Consider the following 16745-nt stretch of genomic DNA (forward strand, 5'->3'; position numbering starts at 1 on the left):
ACGTTCATGTTGACTTGTCTACTTGTTTCCTTATCTACTTATCTACTTGTTTCCTTGTCCCCCCTCACAACTCAAACAGAACCTTCATCGTCTCACTCGACCGGACCAGTTCAAATCCACGCTCATATTCCTCCAGTGGCAAGACATGGCTGATGAGCGGCTTCAGATTGATCATTCCTGCCTCCACCAGCTGTACCATGCGCCGCCAGGTCTCCCACGTGCGGCCCATGGTGCCAAATAGCTTGATCTCGCGGCGGGTCAAGGCGAAGAAGGGATTGATTGACACCGGTGCATCGAAGGTGCCGATCGTGACCACAGTACCGGCATTGCGAACCAGAGCCAGGGCCTGTTCCAGTCCCGATTGTGTGGCTGCTGCTTCGATTACGAAGTCAGCGCCCCGCCCATCGGTCATCGCCTGAACCCTGGCGACGGGATCCTCCCGGCTGGCATCGACCACGGTGCCAGCACCGATCGTTGTGGCCAGCTCGAGACGGGGCGCTGACAGATCGGTCAGGATCACGGTGGCGCCATAGGCTGCCAGCGTCTGGCCTGCCAGGATTCCAATGGGTCCACAGCCGACCACTACGGCGGTGTCGCCTGGATCGTGGGGCTCGACTTCGACCGCGTGGACGGCGATACCCAGGTTCTCCAGCAGCGCACCCTCGGCCATCCCCAGGCTGTCGGGCATTCTGCAGAGCGACCCCTCGGGAAGCACCCCGTATTCGGCGAAGGCTCCCCGTTGTTTGCCGTAGATTTCCCGTTCCAAACACATGTTGGTGGCACCTTTGCGGCAGAGAAAACAATGGCCGCAATGGATCAGTGGATCGACTACGATGCGGTCGCCCGGTTGGAAGCGCTTGACGGCATTGCCAACCTCGGCCACAACACCCGATACCTCGTGGCCCAGTACTGTGGGCAGCTTCAATGTCGAATCGTTGGCGGCCCACTCGTTCCAATCGTAGACCTTGACCTCGCCCACGCAGATGGCGCAGTACGCGACCTTGAACAGAACGTCGTTGGGATGTTCGATGCCGGGCCTTGGAAGGTCTCGCAGCCAAAGCCCGGGCCCCGGCCGCTCTTTCACGAGGGCCTTCATGTCAGCATCCCTCCCTGTCTACGACTGGCGCGGCCAGCTGGGCGTATCGCTCCGTATTTTTTCGCATCTGCTCAAGATTGTCGCGCATGGCCTGCCGGGCTCCCTCGGCATCACGTGCTTCGATTCGTTCGAGCAGCCGTCTGTGATGGGGGATGTTGTCTTTCCAGGGATCGAGAAAGACCGTCACCAATGCAATGTATTCGTACAGGAGGTCGCGGATGGAGTCCATCAGGACGATCAAGAGAGGATTGTGGGTCATTGCTGCGATTGCCCTGTGGAACTCGGTGTCGTGGACCGCCAGCAGTTCGACGTCGGCCTGAGCCGCTTCCATGCTTTCGAAGATTGCCCTGAGGTGGGCTAATTCTCCGTCGGTGGCCTGGCAGGCGGCAAGGCCACCAGTCTCTACCTCCAGTATCGACCGCACCTGGTGAAGGTCGTGAAAGGAAATCGTTCCGCTTCCGTGGGCTCGCAAGTAGAGACCCAGGGGCTCCATCACCTGTTGGCTGGTCAGCTGCCGGACCTGGGTACCGACGCCGTGTTGTGTTTCCAATAAGCCCTTGGCTACAAGGATGCCCACCGCCTCACGCACGACGGTACGGCTGACGCCGAGTTGTTCGGCAAGTTCCCTTTCCGGGGGCAGTCGCGTTTCCGGTGCCAGGTCACCCTGGACGATCAGCCCTTCGATTTCCAGGACTACCTGGTCAACCAGGTTTTCTTTTGTTCCGACTGCCCGAAACGGGCTGCCTGGGTTCATGGAGTCTCTCCCGAAGCTGTGGTCTTGGACATCAGCCGATCCTTTGCGCCATCAGAGGCATGTACAGGCTTTGAGCGCCATCGACGCTGACAACCTGACCGCTAACGTGCCCTGCGTCTTCTGAGGCAAAATAAGCGACCAGATGGGCATGGTCGCTTGGATCTGCCATCTTGCCGGCTGGGATGAGGGCCGTCATGGCGTCCAGATCGAGGTTGCGGTCGACCGCCGATTCTGCGAGCATCTCTGTCCAGGTCATTCCCGGGCAGACGGCGTTGACGGTAATCCCGTGAGGTGCCATTTCTACTGCCAGGCAACGGGTGAAGTGATTGACAGCAGCCTTGGCGGAACAATAGCCGATCTGCTTTTCGCGGGCGATGATTCCGGCAATAGACGATATGTTTACGATTCTCCCGCCGGATCGGGGTATCATGCGCCGGATGGCAGCCTGTGAACAGAGGAATACCCCCTTGGCGTCCACATCGAAGCAGGTGTCCCAGTCGGCTTCGCTCATATCCGCGGTAGGTCCGGTGCGCAGGGCGCCTGCGTTGTTGACAAGCAGCCACAGGGGACCCAGCCGATCTTCAGTTTGTGCCACCATGCGCTCGACAGCGGTTTTTTGGCTGACGTCGGCGCGGATGGCGATGGACTGATAGCCTGCGGTCTGGAGGGTTTCGGCGGTCTGCTCGACCTCCCTGGAGCGTGCGGCCACTGCCACGGCCATGCCCTTCGAGGCAAGCACCCGGGCGATCTCGCGGCCAATCCCTTTGCTGGCACCTGTTACCAACGCTACCTTGCCTTGCAGATCCATAATAATTCACCTCCACCGGTGCCTCACATTGCAGTCATGCCACCATCCACCACGTAGAAACCGCCAGTGCAAAAACTGGACTCGTCGGAGGCGAGGAACACCGCCAGACCCACCACATCTTCGGGCTGGCCGATTCGGCCCATGGGAATGGCTTCGGCCAGGCGTTGCGGGACCCCCTCGTCCTCGAGCACGGCGGAGATCATCGGCGTTTCGGTGGTGCCGGGACAAAGAGAGTTGACCCGAATGTTGTCGCGGGCATAATCTATGGCCATGATCCGTGTCAGCCCGATCACGCCACCTTTGCTGGCGCTGTAAGCGGTGTACCCTGGAGCGCAGGCGCGATAGCCGGTCGGAGACCCGACGAGGATGATGGACCCTCCGCCTTGCTGAAGCATAAACGGGATAACGGCCTTGGCGCAAAGCCATGAACCCTTCAGATTCACGGCAACCGTGCGGTCCCAAATATCCTCGGACAGCTCGTGGGCCCGACTATCGGCGCGCATAAACTGGATACCGGCATTGTTGTAGAGAATATCGACCCTGCCGAATCGTTGAATGGCCACGTCAACCATGGCCTGCACACCGGCGAATTGCGTGACATCGGTCATGATGAAGGTGGCTACGCCGCCGGCATCCTGGATGATCGAAGCTGTCTCGCGGCAGAGGTTCCGCTTGATGTCAGCAAGCACCAGTCTGGCGCCCTCTTTCGCATAGCCAGTGGCTACAGCTCGACCCATTCCTGCGCCTGCGCCAGTAACGATGGCTACTTTATCCTTCAATCTCATGGTGGACTCCTCTTCATTTTCCACGCCATTGACGCCAACTATCCATTCTTAGTAACCCATCGATCGAACACTTTGTTTACGCGTCAATGTCGCGTAGCCACGATCCACCAGCTTCAAAACCACCGTCGATGATGATGTTTTGGCCGGTGATGTAGGAGGAGGCGTTGGAGGCGAGCAGCAACGTGACACCAACCAAATCCGATGGGTTCCCCGGGCGCCGTGCAGGAATCCGCTGTCGGAACCAGCGTGCTTTTTCCTCATCTTGCCAGAGCGGCCGGGAGAGGGGAGTCAGCATGAAACCAGGCGAGATGCAGTTGATCTGGATGTTATCCGGTGCCCATTCCACCGCCATCGCCTTGGTCAGCTGAGCCATTCCTCCCTTGCTGGCGCCATAGACGGAAACAGTGTCAAGGGCAAAGGTAATGTTGATCGACCCGACATGGATAATCTTGCCGCCACCCTGAGAGCGCATGATCGCGTGGGCAGCCTGGCTCAGGAAGAAGACGCTACGCAGATTGACCGCCGTGATGATCTCCCAGTCCTCCTCGGTGACTTCGGAAATTGGCTTGCGGCGATTGGTAGCCGCGCAGTTGATCAGGATATCGAGGCGGCCGGTGGCTGCGACCAGGTCGTCCACGAGATGGCGGCAAGCATCGACATCGGCCACGTCCGCGACCAGTGGCACGGCCTTTTGACCGGCTTGCTCGACCATGTCGCAGGCGATTCGCACCCGTCCGAGATCGCGGCCGTGTACGCCGACGGTTGCGCCTGCATCAGCCAATGCCCCTGCCAGCACTTGTCCGATACCGCCTGAGGCGCCGGTGAGCAGGGCTGTCTTGCCGCCCAAAGAAAAAAGTCTCTCAACAAACGAGCTCATGATTTCCGTTTCCTTGCCTGCTGATTATTGCCTGGAACCCGATCCGGATTGTTCGGCCAACCTTGTTTCTACGGGCAGCACATCAATCCGGAATCAGCGGTACCATCTAGACCACCCGGTACAGCGGTTCGTCGCCACGCAGCGCCCGCAGGCAGTTTTCCAGGCACATTTTCCCTTGCTTGCGCTGGGCGTCGACGGTACGGCCGCCCAGGTGAGCGGTGAGCACGACGTTATTGAGGTCGAGCAGGGGACTGTCGACCGGGGGTTCCGTGACAAAGGCGTCCAGGCCGGCTCCTGCAATCTGACCTTCCTGAAGAGCAGTGACCAGCGCCTCTTCGTCCACCAGCGCGCCGCGGGCGGTATTGACCAGTATTGCCGTTGGTTTCATCATGTCCAGCTCGCTGGCTCCAATCAGTGGCCCATCGATCATTTCGACTGCCGCGTGCAGCGACACAACGTCGGCTTGAGCGATCAGCTCGGCAAGAGACGCGAAAGTAACCCCATTTTCGGCCGCCCATGCAGAATCCGGGTAAGGGTCGAAGGCCAGAACGGTCATGCCAAAGGATCGTGCCCGCAAGCAGACTTGCTTGCCGATTCGTCCCAGCCCGACGACTCCCATTTTTTTGTCCTGCAATTCCATGCCATAGACTGCCTGCCAACCACCCTGGCAAACATCGTTGTGGCTGCGCACCACACCACGTGCCACAGCCAGCAACAGGGCCATGGTCAGGTCTGCTACCGAGTGATGGTTGGTGCCCGGCGTGGCGGAAACGACAATGCCTCGGGCCTGGGCTGCATCCAGATCGATGGTCTCCAATCCTACGCCATGTTTGGCAATCGTGCGTAAACTCACGGCCGCGTCGATCACCTCGGCCGTGAGTTCATCGGTGCCGGTGATGATGGCGTCCATGCCGGGCAGAATCTCAAGCAATTCCTCGGCCCGGTAGGCTCGTCCGACGCTGTTAGGGATGACCTCGCAGCCAGCTTGTTTGAGTTGTGTGATATGCTCGGGAATTCGTTTTCCAAAGGAACGAGAGCCGATCAGCACTCGCCATTTTCTTTCGGTCATCCGTTGTCCTTTCGTTATGTCGGAATGTCATCATGCCATCATGTCATTGCGCTGTCACCGCGTCACCGTGTCTTCCTTTCGCCGTGTCTCCCTATCTCTACGTCTCCGTGTCTCCCTATCGCCGCGTCCCCGTGTCGCCCTATCGCCGTGTCACCGCGTCTCCCTATCTCTACGTCTCCGTGTCTCCCTATCGCCGCGTCCCCGTGTCTCCCTATCGCCGCGTCACCGCGTCTCCCTATCGCCGCGTCACCGCGTCTCCCTATCGCCGCGTCACCGCGTTTGTCTCAAGAATCGTTCAACCTCACCGCTGCTCCTCTATCAGATTCCGCATCTCCACCACCTCGGCTGCCATGTCAGGCACACGGTAGATGCCACCACCAAAGGCGATGGATGTGGCGCCGGCTGCCAGGAGATCAGGAAGATGTTGGCGCTTGACGCTGCCAGCAATCTGAATGTCGAACGCCACGCCGGCGCTATCGGCCAGAGAGCGAGCCGTGCTTAGCCGTGGCAGAACCAGGGGATTGAACACAGCCCCTCGGCTCCCCTCGCCCGTCACCCGGGAAAGCAGAAGGATGGCATCCACCAGGGTGATTACGGGCTCCAGCAAGGCCAGCGGCGTTCCCAGCGTGAAGGCCAGGCCCACGGTCACGCCCAGCTCGCGCACGAAGAAGAGATCCTCGTAGGGCATGGTCGAACTCTCCACATGGAAGAGTATCAGATCTGCGCCTGCGTCGGCCAGTTGCGGCGCCACATGGCGTACATTAGTCACGCCCAGATGTACCTCAAAGGGTAACGCCGTCAGCGGTCGCAAGGCAGCAATGGTGCGGGGTGAAAAACCCAGGTCGGCGACAAAATGACCGTCGAAGACGTCGTGATGGATGAAATCGAGCCCGGCCGCTTCCAGCCGTGCGATCTCATCAGCCAATCGCCCGTGATCGCCATTGAAGAGAGCCGCACCCAGCCGCATGCCAGTGCCATTTTTGAATTGCTGCTCCATAGGTAAATCCTCGATTTTGCCACTCCAAAAAAGCCTGAATGTGTCAGGTCCTAAGCCTCCGGCTCAATGGCTATGGCGCGCACCGGACACGAGTCGAGGCCTACGACCGGCCATGGCAGAGCGATCAGGAAGATCCGCTGCTGCTGCAATTCGGTCAGGTTGGTCAGGCATTCGATGATAGGTACGCCGGCGTTCATGGTCAGGCGGTGGTTGGGATGATGGCTGACACCGCGTACCTCGAAACCGGAACTATCGGTGCCCAGGCAGTTGATTTTTCGATTCTCCACCAGCCATCGTACCGCCTCTTCGGTGATATAAGGACGATCGTGGGAGGTTGGCGTTCGATACTGGGTGTGGCGACCCGTCATAGTCAACACGCGGTCTCCAACCTGGATATTGCCGGCGTCCTGCATTTCCTCCAGCGTGATTGCTTCGTTGACGCCCTTGTGGCGGAAATCCAGGACGATGGCCGGGCCCATCAGGTTTTCAATGGTGAGACTGGCAGTGTCGCCGCCATCTTCGACAAAGTGCAGGGGTGCTTCCACATGCGTCCCGACATGGGACCACATGTACACAGTCTTCATGATATCGCCTTCGGAACCCTTGCGTTGATCGCGCTGGGAAATCTCCAGCGTATATTGTTCTTTGAAGGGATGCAGAACGTGGGTAAGATCTACGATCCTGCCTGTCGGAATGCTGACCTGGTTGAACATCTGTGGTATGTGCTCCTTTTGCTACTGTCGGTCCGGGCAAAACTTCAGCCCGGCCTCGTCTGATTCACTGAAGTTACGCAGGCTGTTGCCGGTCGCCTGACCGACCAGACTCAACTCTGATACCCGGCGCACCAGTGGTGACCGGAAGACCCCGCCCGCCGGCTTCGTTGATGGCCGCTACGACGCCGGCCTGGTCGTCCGGTGCAGCCAGCGCGATGATAATGCCTCCGCCGCCGGCGCCGGATATCTTGGCGCCCAGTGCTCCCGCGCCGATCGCCGCCTCGATGAGAGCGTCGTTTTCGGGGGCCGATGTTCCGATTTTGTCCTGGATCAGTTGGTGGAGATTGAATAAATGGCCAAGGCTGAAAAGGTCGTGATTGCTCAACTCCTTTTCGATCTGGTTTGACAACCAGCCCATGTCGCCAAAAAGATGCATCTTGGCAGGATGGGCTTCCAGATATTTTCGTACGATGGTGTTGAGTTTGGCGGTGCTGCGATCCTCGACGAAGGCCTGGCCCACCACCAGTGGCAAGGCCTTCTGTATGGCCAGGGGCTGCGCCCCATCTTCTACTGTGTAGCGGACCAGACCGCCCAACGCGATAGTGCTGCTGTCCAGACTGGAGGCGATACCTCCGTGGGCAATGATATCGCCCTGCCAGGCCACAAAGATTACATCGTCCGGAGTTGGCTGGTAGCCAGCCAGATGGAAGGCTGCCAGCGCCATAGCAGTGGAGGCTGCGGCGCCGGACCCGAGGCCTGAACTGATAGGGACATCGGAAAACCATTCGATGTCCAGGCCCGGACCACCGACCTGCTCGATCACGTGGGCCAGCACGTAGCGGGTAGGTGCAAAAAAGTCCCTGGCCATCTCCCGTATCGCGTCCAACTGCCCGGTCTCCCGTAACCTGTCCACGTCAGCTTTGAAGGCGAAAAGACGATCCCGGGAACAGGTTTCGAAGCGTTCTCCCGATCGCAAGGTGAAATGTTGATCCGAGCGAGTCTTTGCCCGACAGGTCGTACGCATGTCGACGGCGGTGCAGAGTGCCGGCTGCCGGCGGTTTACCCCATGATCGCCGCAGAGGATGATCTTGGCGGGCGCTGATGTGACGATGCTTGTCATGATCTCATTTTTCGATGGAATCGATCCGGGCGATGGCGTAAGGTCGGAGATTCAGAGTCAACGTGCCCGCAGAGGTTTCGGTGACTTCTCCGTCGCTCAGGCGGAAGGTTTCAGGGAATCGCATCGCCTCCTCGCCATTGGTTTCATCCAGGACTCTGACGTCGACCCTCCCGGGTAATCCGGAGGTGGCTACCTGCTGCATTTCATTGCTCAGGTTGGCGACCAGCACCCTGACCCTGTTGCCATAGCGCATTGCAAGTGAATCCACAAGAAGAGGGTTGCGGGATTCCGTCGGGATTACCTCTCCGCCGGCGAACTCGCCTACATCAGCCAATACGTGATACACAGGAAATACGGAGCCGGGGATCGATTGAAAATACTCTGGAAGAGGCGAACCCGCTTGTGTCTCCATTACCCCTCGCCACCCGACAGTCTCGAAGTAGGTCGTGCTCAGAGCGCCGGCCTCCGCGAGGAATTTCAGGCTGCCCAGGGTCCAGCCTGCGCCAAAGAGGGACATCTGTCGCTCATCCACTTCGGCAGGCAGTTGGCCGGTGGGCCTCTGCTCTTCCGGTTCGCTGGCATAGGGATTGAAGCGCATCTTTAGTGTCACTGGTGTAACAGCAATGGGCAGGTTGCCTGTGATCTGTTGAGCACTTTTGACCGTAGCTGCCTGGGCTGCCAATGTCTCCATCAGGGAAGAATTGTCGAAGGCGTGGACCTGTGGATTGACCGAATAACAGGCCAAATCAGATGCTTGCATTTGTGGACGCACCTGGTTCAGCTGGGTGAAGAACTGGTTGGTTCCCGCGCCGAAGCGGGCTGTCGGATCATAAGTTGCCAGTCGGTCACGAGCCAATCCGACCCATCTGTTCGACGTGGCAGCCTCATCATCATGGAAGATGAGCCAGGCCCAGACGGGCGGCTTCAAATTCTGGAGGATCCGTGCAAATTCCGTAAGTTCTTTCTGAGCGTTGTTGGAGAGAAAGAGGGCAATCTCCAGTGCTACATCGAGTTGCCTGGCTTCTGCAATGGCCTGCCGTAACTTGGATTGGTAACCCGAATGTGAAAGCCTTACTCCTACCCGAAGATGGGCAAGGTTGAGAGCCGCTAAACGCTCCAGTTCATTTTCTGTCAGAGGCATTCCGTGGCTTGCGATTCCCAGCCCGACCCGCGGCAGACGCCTGCCGGCGTCTTTGCCAAGCGAGATCGTCACGGCAGACTGCCCGGCGGACTGAGCCTGCAGCGGAACATTGCCCTCCAGGGCCAGTGATATCCTTTGAAAAATCCTGGTGCCCTTGGAGACTTCGACCGGGAAGGGCAAGCGAAGGGGCGTACTATATGTCTTGAAGGAGGCGTCGGTCCAATTGCGCTGATCCTCCATCTCGAAGATATCACCCTCAAACCGTAGCCCGGCCCACAGATTCGCTTGGACCTGGTGCTTCACGGCTCTCATTTCCTCGAATGGGTGAAGCGGTTTCACCTGGCCGTCGACAATCAGTTGGGGGGCGATGGACATCGGAAAAGCGCTGTCGTCTGTGGTGCCATCAACGTGTTCTATCTGGCAAAGGGCGCCGGCGCACCTCATCGGATGCAGAACGCAGAAGCCGATCCGGCTGCGAAGAAATGTGGAATGGGCCTGTCCATCCATGCTGAAGGTGATCGTGCCATCCGGCGCGCCCGTGATCACTCCATGCCAGCGGAAGTCGATGCCGCCCTCCCGGTTGTGGGCGTCGTAGGTGATCTGGAAGCGGTCGCCATCGATTTCGAGGCGTTCGTTGGTCAGCACCGGTGCGACCGTGCCCCAGTTTTTGTCTCGCACGGCGACATACACCCTGCGCAGGATCTCCTGGTCACCCAGCCGCACGTAGCGCAGATCGCCGGCTTGATAGATTAGGGCCAGGGGGCCGGCGCGCAATGAAACCTTCTCGGGAAGAGAATCCTGGGCACCGTAGCGAAGCACATTTCGAGGGAGGCGCATAGGGCATGGCTCCAAACTGTGGAGATCGGCAGCTGATGTGGTAGGAGGTATGACCACTTCCACTATATCATATCGCGAGCTCTTTGTCCAGGTCAGATTGATGTCGCCGTCGATGCGGCTCATTGCTCATACGGAGTTGGTCGCCAAAACCGGATTCGCTTCATGTCTCTGGCTGCTATTCCATTGATCATCCTTCGGTGTGGTATAATTTGTGGCGTTCCGAATCCATCCAACCTCCCCTAACCGGCGAGGGCAGTTTTCCACTACCCTCTCGGAGGAGCAAGCGCAGCAACTCAAGGATGCCCTCAAGGAAAATGAGTGAGCCCTCTGATCTCAGCCTTTTTCATCGGCTGTTCGACAAATCATATCCTGCTATCCGTTTCTTTTACGAAAGGGTCATGGGTCACGTCTGGTTCAGCCAGATCACGCCACAGCTCTGGTTGGGTGGCGCGCCCACCTACAAACGTGACTACCAGGTACTGCTGGAGTATGGTATCAGCGCCGTGCTAAACGTACGGGCCGAACGGGCCGATGAAACCTTCTTTTATGATCAGCACGACATTACCCACGTGCGCTACCTGGTGCCCGATGTTTCGATACCGGACGAGAAAATCCTTAGCGAGGCGGTCGATTGGATCAAATCCCAGGTGGAGGATGATCGGGTTGTTCTGGTTCACTGCGCGAAAGGCCGGGGTCGGTCTGCGACCCTGCTGGCCGCCTATCTGATGCGTGAAGAGGGCATGACCTTCGACCAGGCCAATGAGCTGTTGAAGACCAAACGCTCCCTGACCAAGTTGCAGTCGCGACATCGCCAGGTTTTAGAGGGATGGATGGAGACGCAGCAGCAAGGGGGAAGTAAATAAGTAGAGAAGTAAACAAGGAAACAAGTAGACAAGTCAACATGATCGTTGGCACACCAGCAACGATGAAAATGCAGGCTGGCACGGTCGGGCCCACTTCGCTGGCGCTGCGGGGTGCTTCGCAAAGACCGGCCAGAGCGGCTATTCACAGTACAGTGGGAAGTAAACAAGAGGTAAGTATGCAAGTATGAGTGAGGACTTTGTGATTCTGGAACAAGAGCGGTTGTATCTGCAATCCTCTATGAACGGCGTGTCTCGTTCCTTCGCCATCGTGGTGCCAAATCTTGAACCACCGCTTGATGACTATTTTGCCACCGCCTATCTTATCTGCCGGGTTGTCGATAACATCGAAGACTGCACCCACCCGTTTTACTGGCAGCAGCAGCGTTTTAGCGAATTCCACCAACTGCTTTCCCATCCTGAATCGGCCCGAGAGATCCTGGCTGTCTGGGATCAGGAATCCTGGCCAGGCTTGACGATCGAAGAGGTGGCCATGATGGGAACGCAGTACGGTGCGCCACTGTGGAAGATCTACGCGGCCATACCCGAAAGCGAAAGAGCGTCGATAGCCAAATGGGCTGGGACGATGGCAGATGGCATGTGTCGCGTTGAAGATCCTGATTTGGTGCCTCGGCTGATCGACCATGATGGTGTGTCGATGCTGGCCGACGCAGAGGACTATAATGGTTACTGCTATTATGTTGCCGGGACGGTCGGGCAAATGGCCACGGAACTGGCGATCTCCCATTACCAGTTTCCAGATGACGTTGCGACCCTGCTTTTCGATAACGCCGAGGCCTGTGGACGCAGTCTGCAAAAGACCAATATCGTCAAGGATTTCGTCAAGGATCTGGAACGGGGTGTTTCCTACCTTCCCGATCAATGGCTACGACAGACCGGCTATAGCCCATTACGCCTGGCGGGAGCCCCGGTGGCGTGGAAGTATCAGGTGCTTGACGATGTCATGCAAGAGCTTCGCGACGCCACCCGTTATCTCGTTTCACTGCCATACAGCGCTTCCGGATATCGTATGGCCGCGCTGCTATGTCTGCTTCCAGCCTACCAAACACTTTTGCTGGCAGCGAAAAGGCAGGACAAACTGTTTACGGAGAAACATCAGATCAAGATTTCTCGCACGACCATGGCAAAATGCAAGTGGGATGCCAAATCCATGATTGCCGATAATGAGGCTGTTCGACGTTACAGCCAGCGGATGGAGACGGCGGTTGCCGCTGCCTTTGGCGCAGCCGTTCCTGCCCCTGGGCGTCTGTAAGCTGATTCAGCAGGTGCCGGTTTGACCAACGACATTGGTTTCGAATATTATCAAACTCCAAAGGGATTGGTGCGGCGTTACTTTCAAACGCTGGGCCAGCTGTCCGGTCTTTTTTATGGATACAGCTATTCCTACGTACAGGAGAGAAAGGCAGCGGGCACGGCGCGGGCGCTCAAGGTTCTGCTTCTGCGATTTTATCTTTTCATTGGCTGGCCTTTTGTCGATCGGAACCTGGTGCAGCAGCCCTTTAACGAACAGTTTCGCGTTCGCCTTGAGAGGATGGGACCCACTTATATCAAATTGGGCCAGATTCTGAGCCTGCGAGAGGACCTTCTGCCGAAGGCATTGACCGACGAATTGAAGAATCTGCTCACTGAACTCCCCGCAGTGTCCTTTGATCGATATGTCCTGATAATCGAGGAGGACCTCGATCGCCCCGTCGAAGAAATGTTCGCTTCGATCGACCCTGAGCCGTTGGGATCTGCTTCACTTGCCCAGACTCACCGGGCCTGGCTAAAAACGGGCGAGGATGTGGCGCTCAAGGTGCTTAAGCCAGGTGTGCGGGAAACCGTCGAGATGGACACCAAGCTGCTGCGTTTTTATGGTTGGTGGCTTCAGTTGTTTCTTTCCCGTTTCCAACCTGCCCAGCTCATCAACGAATTCTCCCGATATACCTTGCTGGAGGTCGATCTTCGCAACGAGGCGACCAATGCGGAGGTTTTTTCGGCCAACTTCAGCGAAGAGCCAGACATCCGTTTCCCCGAAATCTATCGTGAGTTCAGCAACCGCGATGTGCTCTGCATGGAGTTTTTTGAGGGCCGAATGCCCAACGCCGAAACGGCTGTTCAGTTGAACGATCAGGAGAGTCGAAAGGTTGTCGATCTCGGGGTCCAGGCGATCATTGAGATGATTTTCCGCGACGCCTTCTTTCATGCCGACCTGCATCCAGGCAACTTGATCATATTCGAGGACGCCTCTGTTGGCTTCATCGACATGGGCATGGTGGGGCGTTTCGACAGGGCCACTCAGCGACTGATGCTTTATTACATGTACTCGTTGGCCCAGGAGAACCCTGCCGACGCCGCCAGGTACCTGACTGCCATGGCGCAAGCGGGAAGAGGGAGCGACGTTGCAGGTTTCCGCCGGGCGGTTGAGGATCTCAGCACCCGCTGGTTGCGAACACCAACCTTCCACGAGTTTTCCCTGGGACAACTCATACTTGAATCGGTTCTGTTGGCAGGAAAATACCGGATTGTGTATCCGGGCGAGATCATTTTGATGGTCAAAGCGTTGATCACCGTGGAAGGTGTCGGCAATCAGCTCGTACCAGACGTCAATGTCACCGATGTTTCCAGGAAGCACGTCCGTCAAATCATCTTCCACAGGCTGAACATCGTGCAAATCGCCAAGGATAGTCTTCTGGTGCTACCGGAGTTGATCGAAGTGATGCAGCGATCACCGCTGGTAATCAACCAGGGCCTGGAGTTTCTTGAGTCCCGGTTCAAGACAAAGGAGTCCGGGCCTCTCACTGATGCGCTTGGCACGATCTTTGGCGTAGGCCTCGTGATCGCTGCAGCCATCATGGCTCTCGGTGATGTCAGTCCCATCATTTGGGGTGGCCTCATTGTACTGGCCTTCATGTCTGCCGGCGTTGATCTCATTCGAAAGTGATGACCGGACGCCGCAAACCAGGGCAGCCACCATGCACTTCACAGACCTTTCAACCACGAGTGGTATTCCGACGCCATTTTGAGCATGATCTGAATCGAAGGAGGCGGGTGCATGCAATTCGTCGGTTTGGATATCGGAACGACCGGCTGCAAGTCAGTGGTTTTTGACCAGGACGGCACCATCCTGGCGGCGGCCAGCCGCGAGTACCCGGTGGAGTTTCCTCATCCAAACTGGGCTGAACAGGACCCTGAGTCCGTTTGGGGACTGGCTCAAGAGTCCCTGCGGGAGGCATTTTCCGCCAGCGCGAACTATGACATCACTGCTCTGGGACTCTCGGTGCAGGGTGAAGCGGTCATGCCGGTTGACGCGGCCGGACAGGCCATGCGACCGGCCATCCTGGGCATGGACACCCGAACCGATCCCCAGAACGACTGGTTGAGAGAGCGCTTCGGCGCGGCCTGCTTGTTCGAACGCACCGGCATGCCGATCCATACGGTCAATACGCTGCCCAAACTCCTGTGGCTGAAAGAAAATGAGCCTGAGCTTTGGGCCAAAGCGGATCGTTTTCTGCTTTACGAGGATTTCCTCATGGGCAAGATGACGGGCCAGGCAGTGATCAGTCGCTGCCTGGCAAGCCGCACTCAGCTCTTTGATATTCCGCAGGACCGTTGGAGCGAAGAGATACTGTCTGCCCTCGATCTTTCCCCCGAACGGTTGGCTACCGTGAAACCATCGGGGATTGCCGTCGGTCCTATGCGCGATAAGCTCGCGCAGGCTCTTGGTCTCCCTGCCGCTCCCCTGGTGGTGACCGGTGGCCATGATCAGGCCTGTGGAGCGCTGGGCGTCGGCCTGATCAGGTCAGGGCTGGCCATGGATTCTACCGGGACGGCCGAGGTGGTGGAAGTTGCCATGGGGTCGCCGGTCCTGAACGACACCCTCTTGCGGGGCAACATCTCCGTGTACGCTCACACTGCTCCCGATCTCTATCTTGCCATGACGCTCAACCACAGCGGTGGCATATTGCTTCGCTGGTTTCGTGACACGTTAGGCCAGGAAGAAATCAGGGAGGCGCAAGCGTCCGGTGGCGATGCTTACGATTTGCTCCTGCAGGCGGTATCGCCTGAGCCGACGGAGTTACTGGTGTTGCCCCATTTTGCCGGCAGCGGCACTCCCACCTTCGACACCGCGTCCAAGGGCGCAATCCTGGGCTTGACCTTCAAGACCGACAAACAGGACCTGGCGAAAGCCATCCTGGAGGGCTTGACCTACGAGCTGCGATTGAACCTCGATCTGCTCAAAGAAGGTGGCGTAGCGATCGACGAGCTGCGCGCGATCGGTGGCGGCGCCCGATCCGATCTCTGGTTGCAACTGAAGGCTGACATCACCGGTATTCCGGTCGTCGTCCCTCGAATCACGGAAGCCGCCTGTTGGGGCGCCGCGCTGCTGGCTGGGGCTGCGGTGGGTTGTTTTGCCAGCGCCGCCAGCGCATCCGAAGATCTGTTGGTATTGGATCGCCGATTCGAGCCCGACCCGCAGATGGTTGAGCGTTACGATCGGCTTTATGCTCTCTACGGGGAAGTCTACCCGGCCGTGGCATCCATCAGCCATCGATTGTAGAGATCATCGACCTATCTTTTCTTTTTTGTCTGGTTTTCCAGGAGTTACCCCATGAAGGCAGTGAGAAAGACGGCAACTGGAGTCGGGCAGGTCGAATTGACCGATGTTCCCATGCCGGAAATCGGACCGAACGATGTTCTCATGAAGGTCTATGCTGCAGGCATCTGCGGCAGTGACCTGTTGATCGAGGAGGACAAACACTTCTACCGTGCGCCTGTCACGCAGGGGCACGAATTCTCCGGAATCGCCTATGATGTCGGCAGAAACGTCAGCCGGGTCAAGCAGGGCGATAAGTTCGTTGCCGATATCGAGTGCGGCGACGGTGACTGGCTTGGTGTGACCATCGACGGTGCCATGGCTCCCTACATGCGAGTGCCCGAGCATGTGATCTACCGCGTGTCCGAAAATGTTGCCCTCAGAGATGCCGCGATGACCGAACTGATCGTGGCGACGCACCATCTGATTCAGGAACGAGCCCAGGTCAGGGTCGGTGATGACGTCGTGATCGTTGGCCCGGGCCCCATGGGCATTGTGGCGACCCAGTATGCCAGGATCTGCGGCGCGCGGCGGGTATTCCTGATCGGGTTGAAGAGCGATGACATGCGGCTGAATATTGGCAAACAGGTGGGGGCCGATTACACGCTCTATTCTGAGGAGAATCCCCACGAGGCCGTGATGGACATTACAGGCGGCAAGGGCGCTGAGTTTGTTCTGGAATGCTCGGCCAGTGCTACGGGCGTGCAGCATGCCATCGATTGCGCCCGCAAGGCTTACGAGGGACCGGGTGGCAAGGGTGTGGTTGTCTTTATCAGCCTGTGGGGCAGGGAGATCAATATCAACCTGGACCAGGTTAGCCTGGGGCAATTGGATATTCGCGGCAGCTGGAGCTGGAATGGCCAGGAGACCTGGGAACGGGCCGTTGACCTGCTGGAGCGCGGGCTGTTCGACTTTGAGCCAGTAATTACCGCGCACTTTGAGCTGGAGGATTGGGCGGATGCCTTCGCCAGCCTGCGGGCCAAGGAGAATCTGAAAGTTCTGTTGCATCCCAACGGAGTCGACTGGGATGGCACCGAGTCATAGAGAGCTGTGGCGGTCATTCTCGAATTAATGTTGCACCGGCTGAATTG

At 57.9% G+C, this 16745-nt stretch carries 15 protein-coding genes; 5 read left to right on the forward strand and 10 right to left on the reverse strand.

Going from position 1 to position 16745, the window contains the following annotated elements; translation table 11 throughout:
* Window positions 1–64: 64 nt before the first annotated feature.
* The 10 genes from U9R25_00480 to U9R25_00525 form a co-directional block, all read right to left on the reverse strand.
* Window positions 65–1096 (reverse strand): zinc-binding dehydrogenase, encoded by a 1032-nt coding sequence (locus U9R25_00480; protein MEA3334355.1) that lies wholly within the window; start codon window positions 1094–1096, stop codon window positions 65–67.
* A gap of 1 nt (window position 1097) precedes the next feature.
* Entirely contained in the window at window positions 1098–1850 is a 753-nt protein-coding gene (locus U9R25_00485) for a FadR/GntR family transcriptional regulator (protein ID MEA3334356.1), read from the reverse strand.
* Window positions 1851–1881: 31 nt separating this feature from the next.
* Complete coding sequence (locus tag U9R25_00490) at window positions 1882–2658, reverse strand: SDR family NAD(P)-dependent oxidoreductase (GenBank protein ID MEA3334357.1); 777 nt, start codon at window positions 2656–2658, stop codon at window positions 1882–1884.
* A 23-nt stretch (window positions 2659–2681) separates the two neighbouring features.
* Window positions 2682–3443, reverse strand: a complete 762-nt coding sequence (locus U9R25_00495; protein MEA3334358.1) for a glucose 1-dehydrogenase — start codon at window positions 3441–3443, stop codon at window positions 2682–2684.
* A gap of 76 nt (window positions 3444–3519) precedes the next feature.
* On the reverse strand, window positions 3520–4320 hold the full coding sequence (locus tag U9R25_00500) for an SDR family oxidoreductase (protein MEA3334359.1): 801 nt from the start codon (window positions 4318–4320) through the stop codon (window positions 3520–3522).
* 106 nt (window positions 4321–4426) lie between these two features.
* Window positions 4427–5389: a phosphoglycerate dehydrogenase gene (locus tag U9R25_00505; GenBank protein MEA3334360.1), complete on the reverse strand. Its 963-nt coding sequence runs from the start codon at window positions 5387–5389 to the stop codon at window positions 4427–4429.
* Window positions 5390–5690: 301 nt separating this feature from the next.
* A complete protein-coding gene (locus U9R25_00510) occupies window positions 5691–6386 on the reverse strand; it encodes a hypothetical protein (protein ID MEA3334361.1) in 696 nt (231 codons plus the stop codon).
* Between the two features lie 50 nt (window positions 6387–6436).
* Complete coding sequence (locus U9R25_00515) at window positions 6437–7099, reverse strand: cyclase family protein (protein ID MEA3334362.1); 663 nt, start codon at window positions 7097–7099, stop codon at window positions 6437–6439.
* Between the two features lie 73 nt (window positions 7100–7172).
* Window positions 7173–8219 carry a hypothetical protein gene (locus U9R25_00520; protein MEA3334363.1) on the reverse strand — a complete coding sequence of 349 codons (1047 nt, stop codon included), beginning with the start codon at window positions 8217–8219 and terminating at the stop codon, window positions 7173–7175.
* 4 nt (window positions 8220–8223) lie between these two features.
* Window positions 8224–10197, reverse strand: coding sequence for a hypothetical protein (locus U9R25_00525; protein MEA3334364.1), 1974 nt, complete (start codon window positions 10195–10197; stop codon window positions 8224–8226).
* A gap of 314 nt (window positions 10198–10511) precedes the next feature.
* Between U9R25_00525 and U9R25_00530 the strand changes: the two genes are divergently transcribed.
* From U9R25_00530 to U9R25_00550, 5 genes are all read left to right on the forward strand, one after another.
* Window positions 10512–11060 (forward strand): dual specificity protein phosphatase, encoded by a 549-nt coding sequence (locus U9R25_00530; GenBank protein MEA3334365.1) that lies wholly within the window; start codon window positions 10512–10514, stop codon window positions 11058–11060.
* Window positions 11061–11244: 184 nt separating this feature from the next.
* Window positions 11245–12330, forward strand: coding sequence for a squalene/phytoene synthase family protein (locus tag U9R25_00535; protein ID MEA3334366.1), 1086 nt, complete (start codon window positions 11245–11247; stop codon window positions 12328–12330).
* A 21-nt stretch (window positions 12331–12351) separates the two neighbouring features.
* Window positions 12352–14001, forward strand: a complete 1650-nt coding sequence (locus U9R25_00540) for an AarF/UbiB family protein (GenBank protein MEA3334367.1) — start codon at window positions 12352–12354, stop codon at window positions 13999–14001.
* A 111-nt stretch (window positions 14002–14112) separates the two neighbouring features.
* Window positions 14113–15618, forward strand: a complete 1506-nt coding sequence (locus U9R25_00545) for an FGGY-family carbohydrate kinase (protein ID MEA3334368.1) — start codon at window positions 14113–14115, stop codon at window positions 15616–15618.
* 51 nt (window positions 15619–15669) lie between these two features.
* Window positions 15670–16698 carry a zinc-binding dehydrogenase gene (locus tag U9R25_00550; protein ID MEA3334369.1) on the forward strand — a complete coding sequence of 343 codons (1029 nt, stop codon included), beginning with the start codon at window positions 15670–15672 and terminating at the stop codon, window positions 16696–16698.
* The last annotated feature ends 47 nt before the right edge of the window (window positions 16699–16745 follow it).

The sequence above is a fragment of the Chloroflexota bacterium genome (assembly GCA_034717495.1).
GTDB lineage: Bacteria > Chloroflexota > Anaerolineae > JAAEKA01 > JAAEKA01 > JAYELL01.

What these genes read in the sequence shown, in the direction of transcription:
- U9R25_00480 (MEA3334355.1), bottom strand. Translation starts at nt 1,096, where the DNA reads ATGAAGGCCCTCGTGAAAGAGCGGCCGGGGCCCGGGCTTTGGCTGCGA.
- U9R25_00485 (MEA3334356.1), bottom strand. Translation starts at nt 1,850, where the DNA reads ATGAACCCAGGCAGCCCGTTTCGGGCAGTCGGAACAAAAGAAAACCTG.
- U9R25_00490 (MEA3334357.1), bottom strand. Translation starts at nt 2,658, where the DNA reads ATGGATCTGCAAGGCAAGGTAGCGTTGGTAACAGGTGCCAGCAAAGGG.
- U9R25_00495 (MEA3334358.1), bottom strand. Translation starts at nt 3,443, where the DNA reads ATGAGATTGAAGGATAAAGTAGCCATCGTTACTGGCGCAGGCGCAGGA.
- U9R25_00500 (MEA3334359.1), bottom strand. Translation starts at nt 4,320, where the DNA reads ATGAGCTCGTTTGTTGAGAGACTTTTTTCTTTGGGCGGCAAGACAGCC.
- U9R25_00505 (MEA3334360.1), bottom strand. Translation starts at nt 5,389, where the DNA reads ATGACCGAAAGAAAATGGCGAGTGCTGATCGGCTCTCGTTCCTTTGGA.
- U9R25_00510 (MEA3334361.1), bottom strand. Translation starts at nt 6,386, where the DNA reads ATGGAGCAGCAATTCAAAAATGGCACTGGCATGCGGCTGGGTGCGGCT.
- U9R25_00515 (MEA3334362.1), bottom strand. Translation starts at nt 7,099, where the DNA reads ATGTTCAACCAGGTCAGCATTCCGACAGGCAGGATCGTAGATCTTACC.
- U9R25_00520 (MEA3334363.1), bottom strand. Translation starts at nt 8,219, where the DNA reads ATGACAAGCATCGTCACATCAGCGCCCGCCAAGATCATCCTCTGCGGC.
- U9R25_00525 (MEA3334364.1), bottom strand. Translation starts at nt 10,197, where the DNA reads ATGCGCCTCCCTCGAAATGTGCTTCGCTACGGTGCCCAGGATTCTCTT.
- U9R25_00530 (MEA3334365.1), top strand. Translation starts at nt 10,512, where the DNA reads ATGAGTGAGCCCTCTGATCTCAGCCTTTTTCATCGGCTGTTCGACAAA.
- U9R25_00535 (MEA3334366.1), top strand. Translation starts at nt 11,245, where the DNA reads ATGAGTGAGGACTTTGTGATTCTGGAACAAGAGCGGTTGTATCTGCAA.
- U9R25_00545 (MEA3334368.1), top strand. Translation starts at nt 14,113, where the DNA reads ATGCAATTCGTCGGTTTGGATATCGGAACGACCGGCTGCAAGTCAGTG.
- U9R25_00550 (MEA3334369.1), top strand. Translation starts at nt 15,670, where the DNA reads ATGAAGGCAGTGAGAAAGACGGCAACTGGAGTCGGGCAGGTCGAATTG.